The organism is Mesorhizobium loti (assembly GCA_014189435.1).
GTDB lineage: Bacteria > Pseudomonadota > Alphaproteobacteria > Rhizobiales > Rhizobiaceae > Mesorhizobium > Mesorhizobium loti_G.
Map to the genome: position 1 here is coordinate 376,241 of CP050294.1, position 20,755 is coordinate 396,995.

Annotated in this window: 11 protein-coding genes and 6 pseudogenes; 7 read left to right on the forward strand and 10 right to left on the reverse strand. The window is 61.3% G+C overall.

The annotated features are described in order from the left end of the window. Positions 1–8: 8 nt before the first annotated feature. On the forward strand, positions 9–2,063 hold the full coding sequence (locus HB777_36645) for a Tn3 family transposase (GenBank protein ID QND69268.1): 2,055 nt from the start codon (positions 9–11) through the stop codon (positions 2,061–2,063). Positions 2,064–2,067: 4 nt separating this feature from the next. Here HB777_36645 and HB777_36650 read toward each other — a convergent pair whose 3' ends face one another. Together HB777_36650 and HB777_36655 are read right to left on the reverse strand one after the other, a co-directional pair. Further along, entirely contained in the window at positions 2,068–3,051 is a 984-nt protein-coding gene (locus HB777_36650) for an IS5 family transposase (GenBank protein ID QND69269.1), read from the reverse strand. Positions 3,052–3,378: 327 nt separating this feature from the next. Next, positions 3,379–3,745 (reverse strand): annotated as a pseudogene (locus HB777_36655) (IS110 family transposase). Between the two features lie 77 nt (positions 3,746–3,822). Here HB777_36655 and HB777_36660 point away from each other — a divergent pair. Then, positions 3,823–4,806 carry an IS5 family transposase gene (locus HB777_36660; GenBank protein QND69270.1) on the forward strand — a complete coding sequence of 328 codons (984 nt, stop codon included), beginning with the start codon at positions 3,823–3,825 and terminating at the stop codon, positions 4,804–4,806. A gap of 50 nt (positions 4,807–4,856) precedes the next feature. Here the strand turns inward: HB777_36660 and HB777_36665 are convergent. Both HB777_36665 and HB777_36670 read right to left on the reverse strand, forming a co-directional pair. After that, positions 4,857–4,985 (reverse strand): annotated as a pseudogene (locus HB777_36665) (IS6 family transposase). Between the two features lie 128 nt (positions 4,986–5,113). Further along, a pseudogene (locus HB777_36670) lies at positions 5,114–6,651 on the reverse strand (Fic family protein). Between the two features lie 482 nt (positions 6,652–7,133). Here HB777_36670 and HB777_36675 point away from each other — a divergent pair. From HB777_36675 to HB777_36690, 4 genes and pseudogenes are all read left to right on the forward strand, one after another. Next, on the forward strand, positions 7,134–8,648 hold the full coding sequence (locus tag HB777_36675; protein QND69271.1) for an IS21 family transposase: 1,515 nt from the start codon (positions 7,134–7,136) through the stop codon (positions 8,646–8,648). Beyond that, complete coding sequence (locus HB777_36680; GenBank protein QND69272.1) at positions 8,645–9,460, forward strand: ATP-binding protein; 816 nt, start codon at positions 8,645–8,647, stop codon at positions 9,458–9,460. The genes HB777_36675 and HB777_36680 overlap by 4 nt, the downstream gene beginning before the upstream one ends. A gap of 199 nt (positions 9,461–9,659) precedes the next feature. Continuing rightward, a complete protein-coding gene (locus HB777_36685) occupies positions 9,660–10,703 on the forward strand; it encodes an IS110 family transposase (protein ID QND69273.1) in 1,044 nt (347 codons plus the stop codon). Positions 10,704–11,279: 576 nt separating this feature from the next. Further along, positions 11,280–11,399: pseudogene (locus tag HB777_36690) on the forward strand (IS5/IS1182 family transposase). Between the two features lie 53 nt (positions 11,400–11,452). Here HB777_36690 and HB777_36695 read toward each other — a convergent pair. Continuing rightward, a complete protein-coding gene (locus tag HB777_36695; protein QND69320.1) occupies positions 11,453–12,442 on the reverse strand; it encodes an IS5 family transposase in 990 nt (329 codons plus the stop codon). 75 nt (positions 12,443–12,517) lie between these two features. Next, a pseudogene (locus HB777_36700) lies at positions 12,518–12,643 on the reverse strand (IS6 family transposase). 140 nt (positions 12,644–12,783) lie between these two features. Here HB777_36700 and HB777_36705 point away from each other — a divergent pair. Beyond that, positions 12,784–13,080: pseudogene (locus HB777_36705) on the forward strand (aldehyde dehydrogenase family protein). A 60-nt stretch (positions 13,081–13,140) separates the two neighbouring features. Here the strand turns inward: HB777_36705 and HB777_36710 are convergent. The 4 genes from HB777_36710 to HB777_36725 form a co-directional block, all read right to left on the reverse strand. Beyond that, positions 13,141–14,451 (reverse strand): HlyD family type I secretion periplasmic adaptor subunit, encoded by a 1,311-nt coding sequence (locus HB777_36710; GenBank protein ID QND69274.1) that lies wholly within the window; start codon positions 14,449–14,451, stop codon positions 13,141–13,143. Continuing rightward, positions 14,448–16,184, reverse strand: coding sequence for a type I secretion system permease/ATPase (locus HB777_36715; protein ID QND69275.1), 1,737 nt, complete (start codon positions 16,182–16,184; stop codon positions 14,448–14,450). Before HB777_36715 ends, HB777_36710 begins: the two co-directional genes overlap by 4 nt. Before the next feature lie 34 nt (positions 16,185–16,218). Then, complete coding sequence (locus HB777_36720; GenBank protein ID QND69276.1) at positions 16,219–16,620, reverse strand: hypothetical protein; 402 nt, start codon at positions 16,618–16,620, stop codon at positions 16,219–16,221. A gap of 73 nt (positions 16,621–16,693) precedes the next feature. After that, positions 16,694–20,038 (reverse strand): hemolysin, encoded by a 3,345-nt coding sequence (locus HB777_36725; protein ID QND69277.1) that lies wholly within the window; start codon positions 20,036–20,038, stop codon positions 16,694–16,696. Positions 20,039–20,755 lie beyond the last annotated feature (717 nt).

The window sequence follows — 20,755 nt, forward strand, 5'->3', positions numbered from 1 at the left end:
GACATCTCATGACCTCGATTGACCGCACCGCTTACCCGCGTCCTGGCGACCCTCTGACGGCTGAGGAACTGAACGTCCGCTACCTCCTGAATGAAGCCGATCTCTTCTTCGTTCGTGATAAGGCGCTCACCGATACCGGTCGCCTGACACTGGCGACGGTGCTGAAGGGCCGGCAGGACCTTGGCTACTTTCCATCGGTGAGCGACGTTCACGTCGGTACGCTCGCTTATCTGGCGGCGCAACTTGATCTGGACGCCGTGCCCCCGTTGCTCGACGAGACCCGTCAAAAGACGACGCTCCACCGCTATCGGACGGCGGTACGCATTCATCTCGGCGTGGCGGCTTATTCCGAAACTGCCGAGCAGTTGGTATCGGTCACCGTGCTTGCGGCAGCCGAAACGATGAGCGATCCGGCGGACCTGATCAATCGAGGCATTGAAGCTCTGGGGAAGGCTTCGATTGATTTGCCGGCCTTCAGCACACTGGACCGGCTGGTCAACCACTTGCGAACCCAGGTCCACACGCGCATGTACGACCAGGTTGCAGTTCGGCTGACCGCAGATGTTGTCGCGGCTCTGGATGGATTGCTGACGGTCCCGCCGGGAGCCGCGACAACCCCTTTCAACCGGTTGAAACAGACGCCTGGGCCAGCGCGCCCAGAGACAATCAGGCTGTGGATCGAGCGCCTCCACTGGCTGAACAATTTGATTGATCCTGATCCGCCTCTGGCAGACATAACCCACACCAAGCTCCGGCAATTCGCCGCCGAGGCCCGGGCTTTGGAGGTGAGCGAACTTCTTGCCATTGCCCGGCCAGGACGGCGCTACCTTCTGGTCCTGAGCCTTCTGCGACAGGTCCACGCGCAATGCCGTGACGAACTGATCGAGATGTTGTTGCGCCGTGTCCGAAAGACGCAGGCCGCCGCCAAGGAAAAGCTCAAAGCGTTCCAGGAGCAGCACCGTGACGTCGAGGAGAAACTGATCGCTGTTCTGGGACAGGTGCTGGAAACGGCTAAGGAAGGCGAGAGCGACACCGATACTGGACGTCGCATCCGCGCTCTTTTGGCCGAGCAGGGCGGCGTCGAGGCGTTGTCGCAGCAATGTGAAACGGTCAGCGCCTGGCATCGCAACAACGATCTGCCGCTGCTGTGGCCAATCCACGCCAAAACCCGCAGCCTCTTGTTCCAGCTGCTGGACTTGATGGAGATTCGCTCGGCGACACAGGATCGCAGCCTGCTTGACGCATTGTCGATCGTGATCGAACATCGTCACGCCCGCCGTGACGAATTGGCTGGACCGCTTGAGCTGAGCTTTGCCTCGCAGCGATGGCAAAGCTTCGTGGCGAAGCGCCGTGGTGGCAGTACAGTGGTCGATCGTCGCGCGCTCGAAGTCTGCGTCTTCATCCATCTGGCGGACGCGCTGCAAGCAACGGATCTGTTCGTTGTCGGCGCCGAAACCTTCGATGATTACAGGACTCAGCTCCTGCCTTGGCCGGATTGCGAAGCGCGGCTGGCAGAATATTGCGATGCGCTTGGCCTTCCCGGGAGCGGTGAACACCTTGTCGATCAATTGCGGCGAGAACTGACGGCGACAGCAGTGGCGGTCGATGCGGACTTCCCCTCCAACGCGGAACTGACCATTGACGCTGACGGCGTGCCGCACCTCAAACAGCTCAGGGCCAAGTCGCTGCCCGAGGGATTGCAGGGCTTCGAGATGGAAGTCCATGCTCGCATGCGCGAACGCCACCTGCTCGATATTCTCAGGGACGGGACTTTCTGGACCAACTTCACGCGCCACTTCGGCCCGCCTTCCGGAGCCGATCCGAAGCTCACAAGAGCCGAGCAGCGCTATGTCTTCACGACTTTTGGCTATGGTTGCAATCTCGGCCCCGTCCAGGCCGCCCGCCATGCTCCAGCTATCGCCAGCGCCGATACGTTGCGTCGCCTCAATGCCCAGCATATCAATACGTCCAAGCTCGAAGCCGCAATGACGGACCTGATCGACGCCTACAATCGGCGTTGGTGCGCGGATATGAAATCGAACGCATTTCGATCATTAATGTAGTTGGTTATGCCTGCGTGACTTGACGCCGGATAGACTCCGGGCGTGCCCATGCCAGCATGCGGTTGAGAACGATGCAACCGATGGCAACCTCGGTCTGTTGAGCCGGAAGAGAGCGTGCTCGCAGGCGCCGTCCGATCAGCCCCTTGTATCGTCCGATGGCCGTTTCGCTCAGCGCCCGCTTGCCGTAGCCGGAGGCTGCCTGCCATTTCAGCCGACCGTCGCTTGCGATTGCGGCAATGTGCTTGTCCCTTTGACCAGGCGGTCCGGCATCACCGCTTTCCACCGCCGTGGAACGCGGTGGAATGACGATGTTCGCGGTTGCGCTGTGCTGCAGGATAGACCGATAGGTTGGCTTGCCGTCATAGGCTCCGTCGGCTGTGAACTGGTCGATCTCGCCGTCGATCTGATCGAGCAGCGGTGCCACCTGGGAAGGATCATCCGTGTCCTGATCTGTCAGCCTTTGGGCAATGATCGCGCCACTTTTGGCATCCACTGCCAGATGCAGCTTGCGCCAGTTGCGACGTGATCTGGCGCCATGTTTCTGCTCCAGCCATTGCCCGGCGCCGTAGACTTTCAATCCCGTGCTATCGACAAGCACATGCAGCGGGCCGTCCGGCAGCGGCGGGTTTCGTCGGGCTGATGGCTCCCACTTCTGTGCCCGACGGCTCAGCGTCGTATGATCTGGAACTGGGACTTTCAGCCCCATGAGATCCAGCAGCGAGTGGAGCAATCCCTCGGTCTGGCGCAGCCGCATTGCGAAGACGCAACCCAGCGTCAGCGCTGTCTCAATGGCGAGATCGGAATACCGGGCTTGGCCGCCGCGGGTCTTGCGTCGCGGAGCGCGCCATCCCGCCAGTGCCTCCGGCGTTACCCATAAGGTCAGGCTACCACGCCGGCGCAGACCTGCTTCGTAGTCACGCCAATTCGTCACCCTGAATGTCATCTTTCCGACGTGATGACGACGATCTGCGTTGTGTTTGTACGGCATGGCACTCAAATCAAGCTGATTTCGATCCTGCCTGCCTATCGCCAAACCGTTGACAAAGGATCCATGCACCATGTGTAGACGCCCGTTTGGCAAGAGGAATCTTTAGTTGGCATTGCGCGTTGTCGGGTGCTGACATGTGTCCGGCCTGTGATGCGGCTTTCACACATGCCGCGGGCCCTTATGGTGTTCGCAGGTCAGGTCCAAATCAACGCCGCGTGCTCTTGAGACACTTTGGTGCACACTGGTTTTCCTGATCCCGTCTCACGACCGTTGCGCCATACTTCCGATGACCTCTCTCGCTGCGACGTCCCCTCGGTTACGTTGGCTTTAGACCGCAGCAACCGGAGCTCTGTATATTCCTCCCTTGGCCATGATAGCCCAGATCATTCGCGCCATCTTGTTGGCAAGCGCCACCCTCACCAGCATCGGTGGTTTATGCGCCAGCATCTTGGCCAGCCACGTGCCTGGTGTTGCACCCTTGCGGGCGGGCGCGCCACACAAGCTCGCTATTGGCCCCTATGATCAGGAGCCGCCGCAGAGATCGATCCCCCATCTTCGTCGTGGAGCCGAGACGCTGTTTGCCGCCTGTCGAATGTTGTCGCGGCACAAGCCCAAGCCATGCGGCGAAGTCCCGCCCACGTTTGAAGGTTTCAGGCGATGGCGCCAGAGCCACCAGTGCGGTGGCAATCAATGGGAGCGTTGGTGCATGGATCTTTTGTCAACGGTTTGGCGATAGGCAGGCAGGATCGAAATCAGCTTGATTTGAGTGCCATGCCGTACAAACACAACGCAGATCGTCGTCATCACGTCGGAAAGATGACATTCAGGGTGACGAATTGGCGTGACTACGAAGCAGGTCTGCGCCGGCGTGGTAGCCTGACCTTATGGGTAACGCCGGAGGCACTGGCGGGATGGCGCGCTCCGCGACGCAAGACCCGCGGCGGCCAAGCCCGGTATTCCGATCTCGCCATTGAGACAGCGCTGACGCTGGGTTGCGTCTTCGCAATGCGGCTGCGCCAGACCGAGGGATTGCTTCACTCGCTGCTGGATCTCATGGGGCTGAAAGTCCCAGTTCCAGATCATACGACGCTGAGCCGTCGGGCACAGAAGTGGGAGCCATCAGCCCGACGAAACCCGCCGCTGCCGGACGGCCCGCTGCATGTGCTTGTCGATAGCACGGGATTGAAAGTCTACGGCGCCGGGCAATGGCTGGAGCAGAAACATGGCGCCAGATCACGTCGCAACTGGCGCAAGCTGCATCTGGCAGTGGATGCCAAAAGTGGCGCGATCATTGCCCAAAGGCTGACAGATCAGGACACGGATGATCCTTCCCAGGTGGCACCGCTTCTCGATCAGATCGACGGCGAGATCGACCAGTTCACAGCCGACGGAGCCTATGACGGCAAGCCAACCTATCGGTCTATCCTGCAGCACAGCGCAACCGCGAACATCGTCATTCCACCGCGTTCCACGGCGGTGGAAAGCCGTGATGCCGGACCGCCTGGTCAAAGGGACAAGCACATTGCCGCAATCGCAAGCGACGGTCGGCTGAAATGGCAGGCAGCCACCGGCTACGGCAAGCGGGCGCTGAGCGAAACAGCCATCGGACGATACAAGGGGCTGATCGGACGGCGCCTGCGAGCACGCTCTCTTCCGGCTCAACAGACCGAGGTTGCCATCGGTTGCATCGTTCTCAACCGCATGCTGGCATGGGCACGCCCGGAGTCTATCCGGCGTCAAGTCACGCAGGCATAACCAACTACGTCGACGATCGAAATGCGTTCGATTTCATATCCGCGCACCAACGCCGCCAGCATATCCTCGACCATCCGCAGGCTGAGCGGAAACCGGAAATAGAGCCAAACGGCATGGGCAATCACCTGCGCCGGAAATCGGTGGCGACGATAAAGAGGATCACGGGAAAATCTGGTCATGCCGCCAGATCCCACATTTTGATCGATGCCCGGTTAACGTTACGGTGCCCAGGTATGCATTCAGCCCCCGCGCCGTTTGAAAATATTGCTGCCTCTATTCGAGGCCCGTGCGGGACCTTCCCGGCACCTCATGATGCTTTCTCCATGGACCACTGAACGCGCTCTGCGAGGAAAGCCGCAAACGGGCGTACGTCCATATCCACACTCGCGCTTTCCAACCCCGCCAGGTACCGGTCACGGTCTTCCACCCTCACAACTGTCCACGGGTAGCCACCTGAAGCCAGCATCGCGTTCATGAGAAAACGCGCCATGCGGCCGTTACCATCGGGATAGGGGTGGATGTACCCAACAAGCCAATGGCCAAGCACAGCGCGGACCGAAGGTTCAGTCTCCTTCTCCAGCAGGTCAAAGAGGGCCGCCATTCCTTTCGGCACCGCATCAGAGCGGGGCGGCACGTGGCGCGATCCGCGCAGGTAGACAGGATGACTGCGGTAACCGGCGAGTGCCCCGGCACGCAGGATACCCGCGGCAACGGAAGGCTGGAATAATTCCCGATACCAGTCTCGATGCGCTTCACGCACGAAGGCGCCGGGCGGCGCCCCGCGAATAATTTCAGTGACGGAGTCTCGCACTTTCTGAAACGCCTGCCAGTATCCGCGCGCCGCTAGGGCATCGCGGTTCTTGCGGTCTTGTTCATCTATTTCCGGGTTCCACCCCCCTTGGCGTACCCGGTCGATGAGGTCCGGCGTAACGCTGTATCCTTCAATCGAAAGCGAATGGTAAGCGTCACGCTTGTAGATGTCCTCGACGAATTTCAAATAAGGGCGGGGGTCGGCAGGAAGGCCGGGAGCAGCAGGAAAACTATCAATGACCGCCTGCCGTGCGTTATCCCAGATCGCGTGAATTCTGCCGACGATCGGCGCTACACCTTTGATAGTTACAGGTACGTTCTGCTGCTCGCTGAATGGGTCCGTCTCGCGAACATCATACCCTGCCCCCTTCATTGACTTGAGGATTTCGTCCGCAAAGAGGGCCGTCCGGCGCGCCTGAACGCACCGGCCAGACGTCCGGCAACGGCAGAGTGTCCGCCATCCAGAAGCCTGCTCAAAACCCCGGAAACGTCTTTGACGGCGGCGAGTGCGACCTGGGCTTCAATCGGTGAACGGTGGAAGAATGCCTCCGGGACTTTCACCAGAGCTGCGTCGAGGGCAAAGAGGCGAAGCCCGTCTTTTTCGACCACGTCTTCCTGAGCGAGTATCTGCTTCTGCCGGAGATCGTAAAGCGAGGTTCCGAACAAAAGCTGCAGAGTGTTGTTGCCGCCCTTGGGAGTGTAGACAATGACCTGAGAAGGGATAGCGGTCGCTTCGGCATGCAGCAGAACCGATTGCTCGGGAGAAAGGTGCCAGTCGTTCCCGAAACGGTCCCGGCAATACAGGGCACAAAACTCCCAAAATGATGCGTACCAAGGGGTGGTGTCACCTTCCTGCGCGTGTGGGCCGGTGGATATCAGCCACCCCTTTATAACCTCACGTAAGAAGCCATTCTGGAGAAGCCGCTCGCGATGAACCCGCTTGATTTCTTCGGACTTGATCACGCGGCGCCCACCACTCTGCAGTGCCTTGAGGGCGTCGAGCGCGTCAGCGAGTTTTTCATTAGGAGTGGCCATAGCCGAATCTCTGCAAGTTTTTAGTGTTGTACAAAAACAAGTATATGATGCTGATCCATTGCAAGTCAATTGTGACGCGTTAAAACACGTATATTATGACGTGCTGACGCACGTTTGTTATGATAAACTACTGATTTTTATGATATAACTTGCGTGTTCGGCGCGAGGGATCGTCACCCGCAGGGGCCCAGACGCCCTGCGGCTCGGGGTGTCGGCCTAGAGCCTGACCCACCGGAGCCTTGGCGCAGGTGGGACGCGGCCCTCCCTCTCCCTCTCAAAATCATCATCTGCGGCGCGGCAATCAATGTGAGAGCGCAGCGTCAATCAGGATGAGAATGCCGGCGGATTGGAACGCAGGGAGGGCGTAGCCCGACTGGAGTTTCAATCCGCCGGCGGCGCGTTCCTTTTTCGGGGGCGTTCGTCTGGTGATCACGGTCGGCCGGGTATGCCGGTGGTTTTTCCTGTTGGGGAGGAATCACTTTGTGCCCGGCCGCCACGTAACCGATCACCAGATGAGGCTTTTCATGAAGTTCCGGCAGACCAATACGACGGCCGTCGCGGCGGCGAAGGCGTCGATCAGTATCGCCACGGCCTATCGCATCGAGAAGGATTCAAGACTGCCGTCACAAAAGAAGGCGCCGCGGCAACGGCGCCGTGCCGACCCTCTCGCCGATATTTTCGAAGCCGAGGTCGTGCCCATGCTGAGGGCAGCTCCGGGTATTCGGGCGATCGCCATCTTCGACGAGATGATCCGGCGTCATCCCGAGCTTGGAGCCGGCATTCGCCGCACGATCGAGCGCCGGGTCCGAGCCTGGCGCGCCGTCCATGGCGAGGAACAGGAGGTCATCTTCCGGCAGCTTCACGTACCCGGGCGCATGGGATTGTCGGATTTCACTGACATGGCCGCCGCCGGCGTCACGATCGCCGGCCAGCCACTCGATCACCGGCTCTATCATTTCCGGCTCGCCTATTCCGGCTTCGAGCATGCGCATGTCGTGCTCGGTGGCGAGAGTTTCGTCGCTCTGGCGGAAGGCCTGCAGAACGCGCTGTGGTCGCTCGGCGGGGCTCCCCGCGAGCATCGCAGCGACAGCCTCTCGGCGGCATTCCGCAACCTGGACAAGGACGCCCGGGAGGACCTGACGCGCCGCTACGACGAACTGTGCGGCCACTACGGCATGATCCCTTCCCGCAACAATCGCGGCATTGCGCATGAGAACGGCTCCGTCGAAGGCCCGCACGGCCATCTCAAGCGGGCGATCAATGACGCGCTGCTGATGCGGGGATCGAGCGATTTCGACGACCTGGCAGCCTACCGTCGCTTTGTCGACGAGATCGTCAGCCGCGTGAATGCTCGCAACTCCAAGCGCATCGACATCGAGCGGGCCGAACTCCAGGAACTGCCCGCCCGGCGCACTTCCGACTACGAGGAGGTCACCGTGCGCATCACGTCATCGGGCGGGTTCACGCTGCGTAAGGTGTTCTACACCGTGCCCTCACGCCTGATCGGCCACCGCCTCAGAGTGCGGCTCTTCGATGATCGGCTGGATATCTTCATCGGCGGCACGCATCTCATGACGCTGCCGCGCGGGCGCGCCTCTTCAACCGGCAAGCACGACCAGGTCGTCAATTATCGGCATGTCATCCATTCGCTGCGCCGCAAGCCGATGGCGCTGCTCAACCTCGTCTATCGTGACCAGCTCTTCCCCCGCGAGGCCTACCGGCGAACCTTCGACGTGCTCATAAAGCGACTGCCTGAGCGGCAGGCCTGCCGCACCATGGTCGAGCTTCTGGCCATGGCGCACGAGCGCGGCTGCGAGAGCGAACTGGCTGATCTACTGACCGCCTCGCTAGAGGCACGGCGATTGCCCGACATGGCTGCTTTGCGCGAACGGTTCGCGCCGGATCCCGCCCGGCTGCCGAGTGTCGTCGTGCGTCTTGCTCCGCTCAACGCCTATGAAGCCCTGCTTGGCGCCAACCTGACAGGAGATGCGGCATGAAGACGAACCCCGCTGTCGATTCCGCCAGGGTGAGCTTGCTCCTCAACGAACTGCGCCTGCCGGCCATCAAGGTTATGTGGCCGCAGTTTGCCGAACAGGCCGACAAGGAAGGCTGGCCGGCCGCTCGCTTCCTGGCTGCGATCATTGAACATGAACTGGCTGAGCGCGACCGGCGACGTATCGAACGCCATCTCGCCGAGGCGCGCCTCCTGCCGGGCAAGACCCTCGACACATTCGAGTTCGAAGCCGTGCCGATGATCTCCAAGGCTCAGGTGATGGCCATTACCGCCGGCGACAGCTGGCTCGAGAAGGGAGCTAACCTGCTTCTGTTTGGCCCTCCAGGCGGCGGAAAGAGCCATCTCGCCTCGGCCATCGGACTTGCCCTTATCGAGACCGGATGGCGGGTCATGTTCACCCGCACCACTGATCTCGTCCAGAAGCTTCAGGTCGCGCGCCGCGAACTCGGCCTCGAGGCCGCCATAAATCGCCTCGATCGCTTCCACCTGATCATCCTCGACGACCTCGCATATGTCACCAAGGACCAGGCCGAAACGAGCGTGCTGTTCGAGCTCATCAGCGCCCGCTACGAGCGGCGCTCCATGCTCATCACCGCCAACCAGCCCTTCGGCGAATGGGGGAAGGTCTTCCCAGATCCCGCTATGACGCTCGCCGCGGTCGACCGCCTTGTCCACCACGCGACAATCTTCGAGCTGAATGTCGAGAGCTATCGGCGGCGCGAGGCCATCGAGCGAAAGCGAGGGCCAGGCCGGCCGGCCTCATATGCGACGCCCGCAAACGTCAATCCTGATTGACGCGCCGCGACAATCAAACCGATAAAACCTCTTGCGCGCGACAATCAATGCCGCGATCATCAGCATCACCGCGACACCAGATTCTCATCCAGATTGTCGCGCACCTCTCTTCCAGATTGATGAGGTGGAACGGCCCGCTCCGACAGCATCAAGTGCTAACGTGGCCGTTGTTTCAACGCCACCAAGGAGGGACCGTTCCGTGACGCAGATTAACACCATCGGGCTAGATTTGGCCAAGCAGGTTTTCCAAGTTCACGGCGCAGACGCCGAAGGCGCGCCGCTGTTCAACAGGCGGTTGCGCCGGGCCGAAGTGCTGCGCTTCTTCGAGAAGCAGCCAACCTGTCTCGTCGGCCTCGAGGCCTGCGGCGGGGCACATTACTGGGCGCGTGAGATCGCAGCACTCGGCCATGACGTCCGGTTGATCCCGCCGGCCTACGTCAAGCCCTTTGTCAAGCGCGGCAAGACCGATGCTGCCGACGCCGAGGCGATCAGCGAGGCGGTAACCCGCAAGACCATGCGCTTTGTGCCGATCAAGTCGGCCGAGCAACAGGCGGCGGCGATGGTGCTGAGGACGCGAGCTCTGCTGCTGCGCCAAAGAACACAAGTGATCAACGCCTTGCGCGCTCATATGTCCGAATTGGGCATCATTGCGGCTGCCGGCCCGGCGAAGGTGGCGGCATTAGCCGCGATCGTGCGTGACCCGACAGATGCTCGCCTGCCTGCGGCGGCGCGCTTCGCCCTGACGGCCCTTGTCGACCAATTAGACACTCTGAGCGAACAGGTCGAACGACTTGAGCGCGAGATCGTCACCGAGGCAAAGCATGACGAAGACATGCGCCGTCTGACCACGATCCCGGGCGTCGGCGCGATCACAGCGGCGACCGTCAAGGCGCTGGTTCCCGATCCGGACGGGTTCAGGTCGGGCCGTCACCTTGCCGCTTGGCTTGGGCTCACGCCGAGGTCGCATTCGAGCGGCGGCAAGGAGCTGTTGGGCGGCATCTCGAAGATGGGCAACACGGAGCTTCGATCTCTCCTTGTAAATGGCGCTACCTCTGTCCTGCGCCATGCCAGAAACAACGACAGGGCACTGCCCTGGTTGACCGCGTTGCTAGCGCGTCGGCCCTTCAAGGTCGTCGCCATCGCGCTTGCCAACAAGATCGCGAGGATCATCTGGGCCCTGCTAACGAAGGGCGGGACCTATCGGAAACCTGGTGGGATGGCGGTTCGTGCGGCAAACGCCTGAGGGCAGAGTACCGACACGAGCTACCGGAGAAGAGCCAGGAAGAGGCGAGGTGCATTGAGCAGACGATGATTCCACGGGACGAAATCCCGACGCGGGAGAGGCTTGCGCGACAATGTGCTTCGAGCACGTCAGATTGATCAGCCACCCGCTTCGCGGACTTCATCGAGGCCAGCGGTCATGGGCCGCGCTGAAAGGCCGGACATATGACTGCACCGTTCCCGCGTGATGAAATCGACTAAAAAAGCCCTTGCAACGCGGGCCGTTCCACATATGTCGCGCTATAATCATCCCGGCCCCGCCGCCGCGCCTGCTCCCTTTCAGCCTTCCGCTCCGCCCGCGAGATGCGCGGCACAGCCACACCATCCCCGCCATCGCCGCCGCCATCCTCCGAACCATCCCGCGCCGCCCGCGCAAAATCCCCCGCCAGATCGACGGCACTCTTCCACGGCTCCTCCCGCTCCAGCGCCTCATGGTGTGCCTGCCGCAGGTCGGTCTCAGGCTCGTACCGCGGCGTTGTATCTTTTATTGGTGTGGGTTTAGGCAAGCGGTAACCGCAATAGGCTTTGTAGCGTAGCCATGCCTTTCAAACACAATACCAGCCGCCGCCATCATATTGAGAAGATGAAGTTCAGGGTGACGAACTGGCCAGAATATGAGGCAGGACTTCGTCATCGCGGCAGTTTGACCCTGTGGGTGGCGTTGGTGCGCGGATATGAAATCGAACGCATTTCGATCATTAATGTAGTTGGTTATGCCTGCGTGACTTGACGCCGGATAGACTCCGGGCGTGCCCATGCCAGCATGCGGTTGAGAACGATGCAACCGATGGCAACCTCGGTCTGTTGAGCCGGAAGAGAGCGTGCTCGCAGGCGCCGTCCGATCAGCCCCTTGTATCGTCCGATGGCCGTTTCGCTCAGCGCCCGCTTGCCGTAGCCGGTGGCTGCCTGCCATTTCAGCCGACCGTCGCTTGCGATTGCGGCAATGTGCTTGTCCCTTTGACCAGGCGGTCCGGCATCACCGCTTTCCACCGCCGTGGAACGCGGTGGAATGACGATGTTCGCGGTTGCTGTTGCGCTGTGCTGCAGGATAGACTGATAGGTTGGCTTGCCGTCATAGGCTCCGTCGGCTGTGAACTGGTCGATCTCGCCGTCGATCTGATCGAGCAGCGGTGCCACCTGGGAAGGATCATCCGTGTCCTGATCTGTCAGCCTTTGGGCAATGATCGCGCCACTTTTGGCATCCACTGCCAGATGCAGCTTGCGCCAGTTGCGACGTGATCTGGCGCCATGTTTCTGCTCCAGCCATTGCCCGGCGCCGTAGACTTTCAATCCCGTGCTATCGACAAGCACATGCAGCGGGCCGTCCGGCTGCGGCGGGTTTCGTCGGGCTGATGGCTCCCACTTCTGTGCCCGACGGCTCAGCGTCGTATGATCTGGAACTGGGACTTTCAGCCCCATGAGATCCAGCAGCGAGTGAAGCAATCCCTCGGTCTGGCGCAGCCGCATTGCGAAGACGCAACCCAGCGTCAGCGCTGTCTCAATGGCGAGATCGGAATACCGGGCTTGGCCGCCGCGGGTCTTGCGTCGCGGAGCGCGCCATCCCGCCAGTGCCTCCGGCGTTACCCATAAGGTCAGGCTACCACGCCGGCGCAGACCTGCTTCGTAGTCACGCCAATTCGTCACCCTGAATGTCATCTTTCCGACGTGATGACGACGATCTGCGTTGTGTTTGTACGGCATGGCACTCAAATCAAGCTGATTTCGATCCTGCCTGCCTATCGCCAAACCGTTGACAAAGGATCCATGCACCAACGCTGCCAGCATATCCTCGACCATCCGCAGGCTGAGCGGAAACCGGAAATAGAGCCAAACGGCATGGGCAATCACCTGCGCCGGAAATCGGTGGCGACGATAAAGAGGATCACGGGAAAATCTGGTCATGCCGCCAGATCCCACATTTTGATCGATGCCCGGTTAACGTTACGGTGCCGACAGGGCAACCAAGGGAACGACGCACCTGCACCAAATATGCGGAAGAACCCCTGATTGACGCTGCGCTCTCACGTTGATTGCCGCGCCGCATTTTTGGGCCGGTGCTGGCGATCATGCCTTATGACACCGTCGAGGAGGCGATCGGCACCGCCAACGACACCGTCTATGGCCTGGCCTCCTACATCCAGGCCAAGGACATCAAGAAGGCCCGTGAAGTCGCCGCCCGGATGCGCACCGGCAATGTCTACATCAACTATCCCCAGTGGGACGCCGGCCTGCCTTTCGGCGGCTACAAGCAATCCGGCAACGGCAGAGAATACGCCGAATACGGGCTTGAGGATTTCCTCGAGATCAAGGGCATCGCGGGCTACGAAGCGGCGGAGTAGGGGCTACCCTTCTGGATCGGCAACCAGCCGATCCCGGTGCTGGAGGAAGCCGGTGCGGCTTCATTCTTCCCGGAAAGCTTTCTGGATCTGATCCGACAGCGGCTTCACCAGATAGGAAAGCATCGTCCGATCGCCCGTCGGGAAGAACACTTCGGCCGGCATGCCCGGCGCCAGCGCCAGCCCGTGCAGCTTGGCGACCTCGGTTTTCGGCAGCGTCACCCGCGCAACATAGAAGGCTGCTCCGGTGCGCTCTTCGGTGGTGAGATCCGCCGAGATCCGCGACAGCGTCCCGGTCAGTTCCGGCGTGGTTTGCCGATTGAAGGCCGACAGGCGCAAAATCGCATTCTGGCCCATCGTCACCTGGTCGATATCCTGCGGCGCGATATGCGCTTCAACGGTCAGGTCGTCCGTTACCGGTACGATCTGCATCACCTGCTCGCCGGGCGTGATGACCCCGCCGATCGTATGCACGGCCAGCTGCAGCACCACGCCATCCTGCGGGCTGCGCAGATCGATGCGCTTCAACTGGTCCTCGGCCGCTACCTTGCGTTCGACGAACTCGGAGATCTTCCCTTGCGTTTCGCGTAAATCGGTCGCGACCTCACTGCGAAGATCCTGGTCGATCTGGATGATCTGCAGTTCGATCTCGGCCGCCTTGCCTTTCACCTGGGCTATTCCCGCGGTCAGCTGCCCATGCTCGCCTTCGAGCCGCACCGCGTCCCGTTCCAGCGACGTCATGCGCTCGATTCCTATCAGCTTGCGACGCCACAGGGACCGCACGCCTTCCAGCTCGATCTGGATCAGCTCGATCTCGCGGCGCTTGGCCTGCAGCTGCTCGGTCAGGCCGGCGGTCTCCTGCGTCAACTGGGCGATCCGTTCGCGCAACTGCGATCGCTGGCCGGACCGCGCCTGGCGCCTGAAATCGAACAACGATTGTTCTCCGGCCATCGATGCGGCGACACCCGCTTCGTCGCGCCGCGATGTCAAGACCTCCGGGAAGCTGATCGTGTCCTTGCCGTCACGCTCTGCCTCCAGGCGCGCCAACCGTGCATAAAACTCATCCAGACCTTTTGAGACGATCGCCAGGTTGGCGCGCGTTGTCGTCTCATCCAGGCGCACCAGAATATCGCCCGCTTTGACCCGGTCGCCTTCACGCACCCTGATCTCGCCGACCACGCCACCCGTCGGATGCTGAACCTTCTTTACATTGGAATCGACCACCAGCCGGCCAGCTGCGATCACCGCACCCGACATTTTGGTCACTGCCGCCAGGCCGCCAACACCGCCGACGAGCAGCAGACAGGTAGCAACCCCAGCCACGAGATAGCGGTGGACCTGCCTATGATGCAAAGCGGCTCTGTCCTCGCTCATGCCGGAACCCCTCTCTCCGTGGCGGCAACGACCTTGAGCGGTGCTGCCGTTCGGAAAACCTTGTTCAGCACCTCATCCTTCGGACCGAAGGCCTGCACATGCCCATTGGCCATCACCAGCACGGTATCGACATTGGCCAGGACAGTGGATCGGTGTGCGACGACGATAACGATGCCGCCGCGGTCCCTGATGCCCTGGATGGCGGCGGACAAGGCCACTTCACCGTCTGCATCGAGATTGGAATTCGGCTCGTCCAGGATGACCATGAACGGATCGCCATAGAGAGCGCGCGCAAGGGCGATGCGCTGCCGTTGCCCCGCCGACAGCGACGCGCCGGCTTCGCCAACCCTTGTGTCGTAACCGTCGGCCAGATGCACGACGAGATCATGCACGCCGGCGGCCTTGGCCGCCGCAAGCACCATATCGGATGACGCATCCGGGTCGAAGCGGGCGATGTTCTGCGCAATCGTTCCATCAAACAGCTGCACATCCTGCGGCAGATAGCCAATATGTTTGCCCAGCTCGTCGGTCGGCCACTGGTCAAGCGTCGCGCCGTCCAGCCGCACGGCGCCCCGCGCCGGCAGCCAGACACCGGCAAGCGCACGCACCAGCGACGATTTACCGGAAGCGCTCGGGCCGATGACCCCCAGACCCGCTCCCTTGGCCAGTGAAAAATTGGCGTCCCACACTACCGGCGTCCGTTCGCCCGGCGGCGCGACACTGACATTCTCAACCGCCAACACGCTGACAGGCGCGGGCAGGGTTACGCCGGTTGCGCCTTCCGGCAGCGCGGACAACAACTGCTTCAGGCGTGCCCAGCTTTGCCGCGCCGCAATGAAACCCTTCCAATGCGCTATCGCCAGTTCGATCGGAGCCAGCGCCCTGCCCATCATGATCGAGCTTGCGATCATGATGCCGCCGGTCGCCTCTTGCTGGATGACCAGATAAGCGCCGATCGCCAGCATGGCCGATTGCAGCATCAATCGCAGGATCTTGGAAATCGTGCCAAGCGTTCCCGCCACATCGCTGGCTGCGGCATGGGCGTTCAGGTACTCGGCGTTGACGGCATGCCATCGTTCGGCGATACGCCCGCTAAAACCCATGGCCTGCATGGCTTCGGCATTGCGCCTTGTCGCCTCGGCCAAGGTGCTGCGGACGGCTGCGTGCTGTCCGGCGATCCTTGTCGGGCCGCGGGTCCGGAATTCGGCCAGAAGCGTCAGCGCAAACAGCACAACAGCGCCGGCAAGCGCGGTAACGCCGATCCAGAAATGAAAGATGAAACAGATACCGATATAGAGCGGCATCCATGGCAGGTCGAACAGCGCGGTCGGTCCGGCACTGCCGATAAAGGCGCGAACCTGATCCAGATCCCGCAAGGGTTGCAGCCCGTCGCCAGAAGGCTTGGCGCGCAACGGCAGGCGCATCAGCGCCGAATAGACCGACGGGCTCAGCTTTGCGTCCAACCCCTGTCCCAGCCGCACCATGAGGCGAGAGCGGATCAGCTCCAGCACCCCTTGAAACACGAACAGTGTTCCCGCAAGCACCGCCAACCCGAGCAGCGTCGGCACGCTGCGACCCGGAACGACCCGGTCATAGACTTGCAACATGAAGAACGAGCCGGTCAGGGTCAGCACGTTGACGACCCCGCTCATCAGGACAATGCCCGAAAAAGCACGTCGAAAGGACGACAGGATTCCAACCAGCGTAAGCGGCGGCGATGGCGTCAGCTGCATGCGAGCTCGCAATCAGGATATGGCATCTCGCCCCTCAATACGTAACTGCCTTGAGTATGACATGAACGGGCAAGCCCGCCTCGAACTGGGCGCTGCCCCGTGCGACCAGCCAGCCATCCGCACGCTCCAGGCGCGCAACGATCCGCAGCGTTGGTGAAGCCGTCGAGTTTGCGGGCAGGGGCAGGGAAAATTCTATCGTCTTTGAGCCGCCCTCGCTTTTGAGACTGGTTTTGGCGGCGCGACGCCGCGCACTGTCCTGAATGGCGGGGTCCTCGAGGTAGATCTCGAGATGACCTTCCGGGATGACCTTGCCGCCCACGAACGTGACTGCGCCGCGAATATCTGTCGATTGCGCAGCGGCTGCTCCGGCTGCCCCGGCGGCCGCGGCGACAGCCGCAACTCCTGCGGCCATTAACACTGTGCGGCGGTCGGTCATTGCGTCCTCTCCCTTTTCGCTGCGGCGACGCGCTTCAGGAGGGAAGCCTGAAAGCCCCCCTCCTGGTAACGCGTTAGATGACAATGAAGTCCGCAGCCGAAAGATCCAGATTTGTGTTCAGGTGCGCAAATTGAATGGCTGCTTCCTGTCCAGAACCATCGGCGTCGTAAGACAATATTCCATTGTCGGTATCGTAGATGATGCGGTCGTCGGCATCATGAGCAGCACCGGCTGCACTCTTGTAGAATGAGCCCAGGGCGAGGGCGCCGTCGCCGCCAACGCTGGCAAAGATCAGGTTGTCGAGCAGGATCGTATCGTCGGCGACCTTGAAGTCCTTGATCCAGTCGATATTGCCGTTCCCGAGTTCTGTCGAGAAGCGGAAATAGTCCTGGCCCGCGCCGCCGGTCAGCGTGTCGGCAGCCAGCCCGCCATCCAAAAGGTCGTTGCCGCCGCCGCCGGAGAGCGTATCGGCGCCCGCAACCCCCGGCTGAGCCGGCGCAGGCGGGAATTCGACCGATACGTTGAGCTTGTAGGTCGAGCCCTCCGGCACGGATTCCACCCAGCCATCGCCGGGAGCCGTGTCCGACCATTTGCCTTCCAGAATATAGTAGGTTCCGGTTTCCTGAACGATAAAGCTCGTGCTCGAATCCCGGCCGTTGTTGGAGCCCGGGTCGTTGCCGCCGTCGTCGTTCTGGGCGACGACATTGCCATCGCTGTCCAGCAGCCTGACGATGCTGTCATGGACATTGGGGTCGGCAATTCCATCGATGTCGATGGTGATGATCGTCCCGGCCGCCAGGTTGAGGCTGTAATATCCGCCGAGGCCGTTTCCGGTCGCGTTGACGGTGGTGTGAAGGGTGGTCGTCGAATCGAAGATATCGGGATCGGCGGCCAGCGAGAAGTTGTTCGAGATGTCGAAGGCGGTTGAGGTCGAATTGTTCGTCGCATCGGGTCCGAGCGTGGCGTAGCCGGTGCCCATGCCCGGGCGGGGCGGAGCATCGCCCTGATAGGCGAAATCGCCGAGCAGGGTGTCATCGCCGCCGCCACCGTCGATCTTGTCGGCGCCGCCCTGGCCGGTCAGCACATTGGCCGAACCGTCGCCCGTCAGGCGATCGTTGAAACCCGAACCGGCCAGATTTTCGATCGAGATATAGGTGTCGCCGCCGGATTTGCCGCCACCCAGCTTAAGGCTGAGCCCGCTGGCCGCGTCGGCGTAGTCCGCCGTGTCGCTGCCGGCGCCGCCATTCAATGTGTCGGCGCCGCCCCCGCCGGTCAGCGTGTCGTTGCCGGCGCCCCCTGAAAGTTTGTTGGCCTGGGCATTGCCGATGAGATGGTCGTCGAAGAAGGAACCGACGGCGTTTTCGAAACCGACGAGGATGTCGTGCCGGATAACCGTGCCGCGCCCGACGATCTGCACCGGGCCATCGCCGTCGCCGCCGCTGGCCGTGCCATTGGCGAGGTCGATCGTCACACCCGATGAGCTGCCTTCGTAGACGACCGTATCGATACCGGCGCCGCCATCCAGATAGTCCTGGCCGGCGCCGCCGATGATGGTGTCGTTGCCGGCCTCACCGTACAGGATGTCGCCGTCATTGCCGCCATCCAGTATGTCGTTGCCGCCGCCGCCATTGAAATAGTCGCCGCCGCCCCGGCCCCAGAAATGATTTGCCGCCGACGTACCTATGAAACGGTCGATGCGGTCATCGGACCCGATCAGGTTCTCGATGCTGTAGAAGGTGTCGCCCGTAGCGGTGCCGCCATTGGCAACGTTCGTGGCGAGGTTGACGAGCAGTTGGAAGGGGCTTTCCTTGCTGAAGTCGACCGTGTCGACGCCCGCGCCGCCCCTGAATATGTCGATGCCATCCTGGCCGCTCAGCGTATCGTCGCCGGCGCCGCCGTCGAGAATATCGTTGCCCTGGCCGCCGAGGATCGTATCGTTGCCGCCGCCGCCATAGAGCGTGTCATTGCCGTCGTCGCTCTCGGTCTGGTCTTCAAGGTCGGCGACATCGATGGTGTTGTTGATGTCGCGGCTGGCGAGCGAGTCGCGGCCGCCGATGATGAGGTCATCGCCGCCCTGACCGAAGATCGTGTCGTTGCCGGCGCCGCCGTCGAGCGTATTGTTCCCGTTGTCGCCGAAGATGATGCTGGTCATCGTGTTGTCGCCGATGATCGGTGGTGGGGTTTCGGTGCCACCGCCTCCAGGCTGGAGTGTCGACTCGTCGGCGTAGATGATGTGTTCGACGTTGGCGATTTTCCGGATATTCAAGTTCCGGGACAGCAGAACGACCGTGTCGTTCCCGCCATTGGCTTCCTCGCGCACGATGTCGTCGAGGGAGTCGACGAAATAGATATCGTCGCCGCCATTGCCGGCCATGCGGTCGCCGCCGCCGCGGCCATCCAGCACGTTGTTTCCGTCGTTGCCGATCAGGACGTCGTCATGGCTGCTGCCGATGCCGTTCTCGATGTAGTAGTCGGTCCCATCGGCGTTGTGCCCGGCAAAGATCGACACATTGTTGCTGTGGCCGTTGACGCTGGAGAACTGTCCGGCGCGCAGGTCAAGGATCGTGCCCGCCGTCGAGCCGGAGAAGTCGATCGTGTCGGTTCCGCCGGTGTCATGGATCACAAAACCGATATCGTGCTGCATGCCCGAGGAGGTCAGCCGGTATCCATCCACAGTACTGCCGAAGCCGTAGACGTTGTCGCCCGTGTTGAGGTCGATGTGCTGATAGGTGCGCACCCCGTTCTCGTCGACGGTCGAGAAAAAGCGGCGGATGACCGCCTCGATGTCGGCCATCATCGGCGTTGCTGCCGACCAGCGGGTGGGTTCACCGACATCGATCCCGTCGAAATAGGACATGACGCTGTATTGCTGGCGGTCGTAGGTCCAGGTCGCATTGTTCAGATAATTGATCTGCACGCCGCCGGGACCGCTGTAATTGTAGAGGCCGGGATGGTTCAGGCCGAACTCATGGCCGAATTCATGGATGAAGGAATCGAACACATAGCCGCCAATATCCGTCTTGTTGTGCTCGGTGTCGTGGAAACGCTGACCAATGCTGACATAGCGGTCGTTGGAATAGGCGCTGCCGTCGTCCTCCTCGCCCAGTTCGGGGCTGACAACCTGCATCCAGTCGGTTGCGCTGTTGTAGGGTGCGTTGTCGACGATTTCGAACTTCAGAGGGGTGACACTGGCCCACATCTGCAAGGCGCCGATCGCCGCGGCCTTGTATTCGGGATGGTCATTGAGGTCGGAGACATTGATCCGTAGCGTGCCCGCCGCGATCGCCGGCGTCAGCGACCGGTCCAGCGCTCCAAGGTAGGTGAGGTAGGCCTCGTAGTCTTCGCTTTTGCCGTACGGGTTATCCGGCGTCTGGTCGTTGACCCACCATTGATCGCTGGTTTGGCTTGGGTTCGGCATCCTTGGGACTCCTTGTCTCACAGCCGTGGCAATTACGGTTGCTTGGGCCAAACAGTTCAAATTCAAGTTCATGCTGATCTCGTTCCCATTCTGTGTATTGTTCTTCGCTGATCTGGATCGACGAGCTATCGGGCTGACCGGCGTCCGCAAGCGCCTGCGCGGCAGCCACTGGGTGAAGACTGAGTGGACGGTCAACACAAAAATCTGGATGACGCTCCCCTCACATTGTATCGGCGCAACGTTTGCGGATCATCCGTTGCACTAATCGTGCCAAAGGAATAAGCTTTCAATCGCCTGCGTGGTAAGCTGCCTTGCGTGTCCGACCTCCGACATTTGGTTGTAGACCCGACACTCTCGTCCTCGCTCGGGGCTTGTCGCAAATTCGGACCCTTAACTGGGCGTTGTCACGTTGTTTGCAATGTGGGCGCGTGAGGCCGATACCGCGCTTTTCAGGCAGGCCGTGCACTCACGGCTTCCCACGCGGCCATGGCTTGGCGTCGATGGGTTCGAATTTGTGCGGCGGAGCGGTTGGTCTGGGATGGGACGAAGAGATTTCGAACGGCGGAGAAGATCGACACGAAATGCTGCAATGAGCCGACCGACCGGAAACCCTGTCGCGTTCGTTCCCGTTTTCGTCCAAACAGCACGGGCCACGATTTCGATCGGATAGCGGTGGTTCTTGTAGGTCGGTGCACTCACGGTCATGGGCGCGCTGCT

Coding starts and splice junctions, on each gene's coding strand:
- HB777_36650 (QND69269.1), bottom strand. CDS start 3,051: ATGCCGTACAAACACAACGCAGATCGTCGTCATCACGTCGGAAAGATG.
- HB777_36680 (QND69272.1), top strand. CDS start 8,645: ATGAAGACGAACCCCGCTGTCGATTCCGCCAGGGTGAGCTTGCTCCTC.
- HB777_36660 (QND69270.1), top strand. CDS start 3,823: ATGCCGTACAAACACAACGCAGATCGTCGTCATCACGTCGGAAAGATG.
- HB777_36695 (QND69320.1), bottom strand. CDS start 12,442: ATGCCGTACAAACACAACGCAGATCGTCGTCATCACGTCGGAAAGATG.
- HB777_36715 (QND69275.1), bottom strand. CDS start 16,184: ATGCAGCTGACGCCATCGCCGCCGCTTACGCTGGTTGGAATCCTGTCG.
- HB777_36725 (QND69277.1), bottom strand. CDS start 20,038: ATGCCGAACCCAAGCCAAACCAGCGATCAATGGTGGGTCAACGACCAG.
- HB777_36720 (QND69276.1), bottom strand. CDS start 16,620: ATGACCGACCGCCGCACAGTGTTAATGGCCGCAGGAGTTGCGGCTGTC.
- HB777_36710 (QND69274.1), bottom strand. CDS start 14,451: ATGAGCGAGGACAGAGCCGCTTTGCATCATAGGCAGGTCCACCGCTAT.
- HB777_36645 (QND69268.1), top strand. CDS start 9: ATGACCTCGATTGACCGCACCGCTTACCCGCGTCCTGGCGACCCTCTG.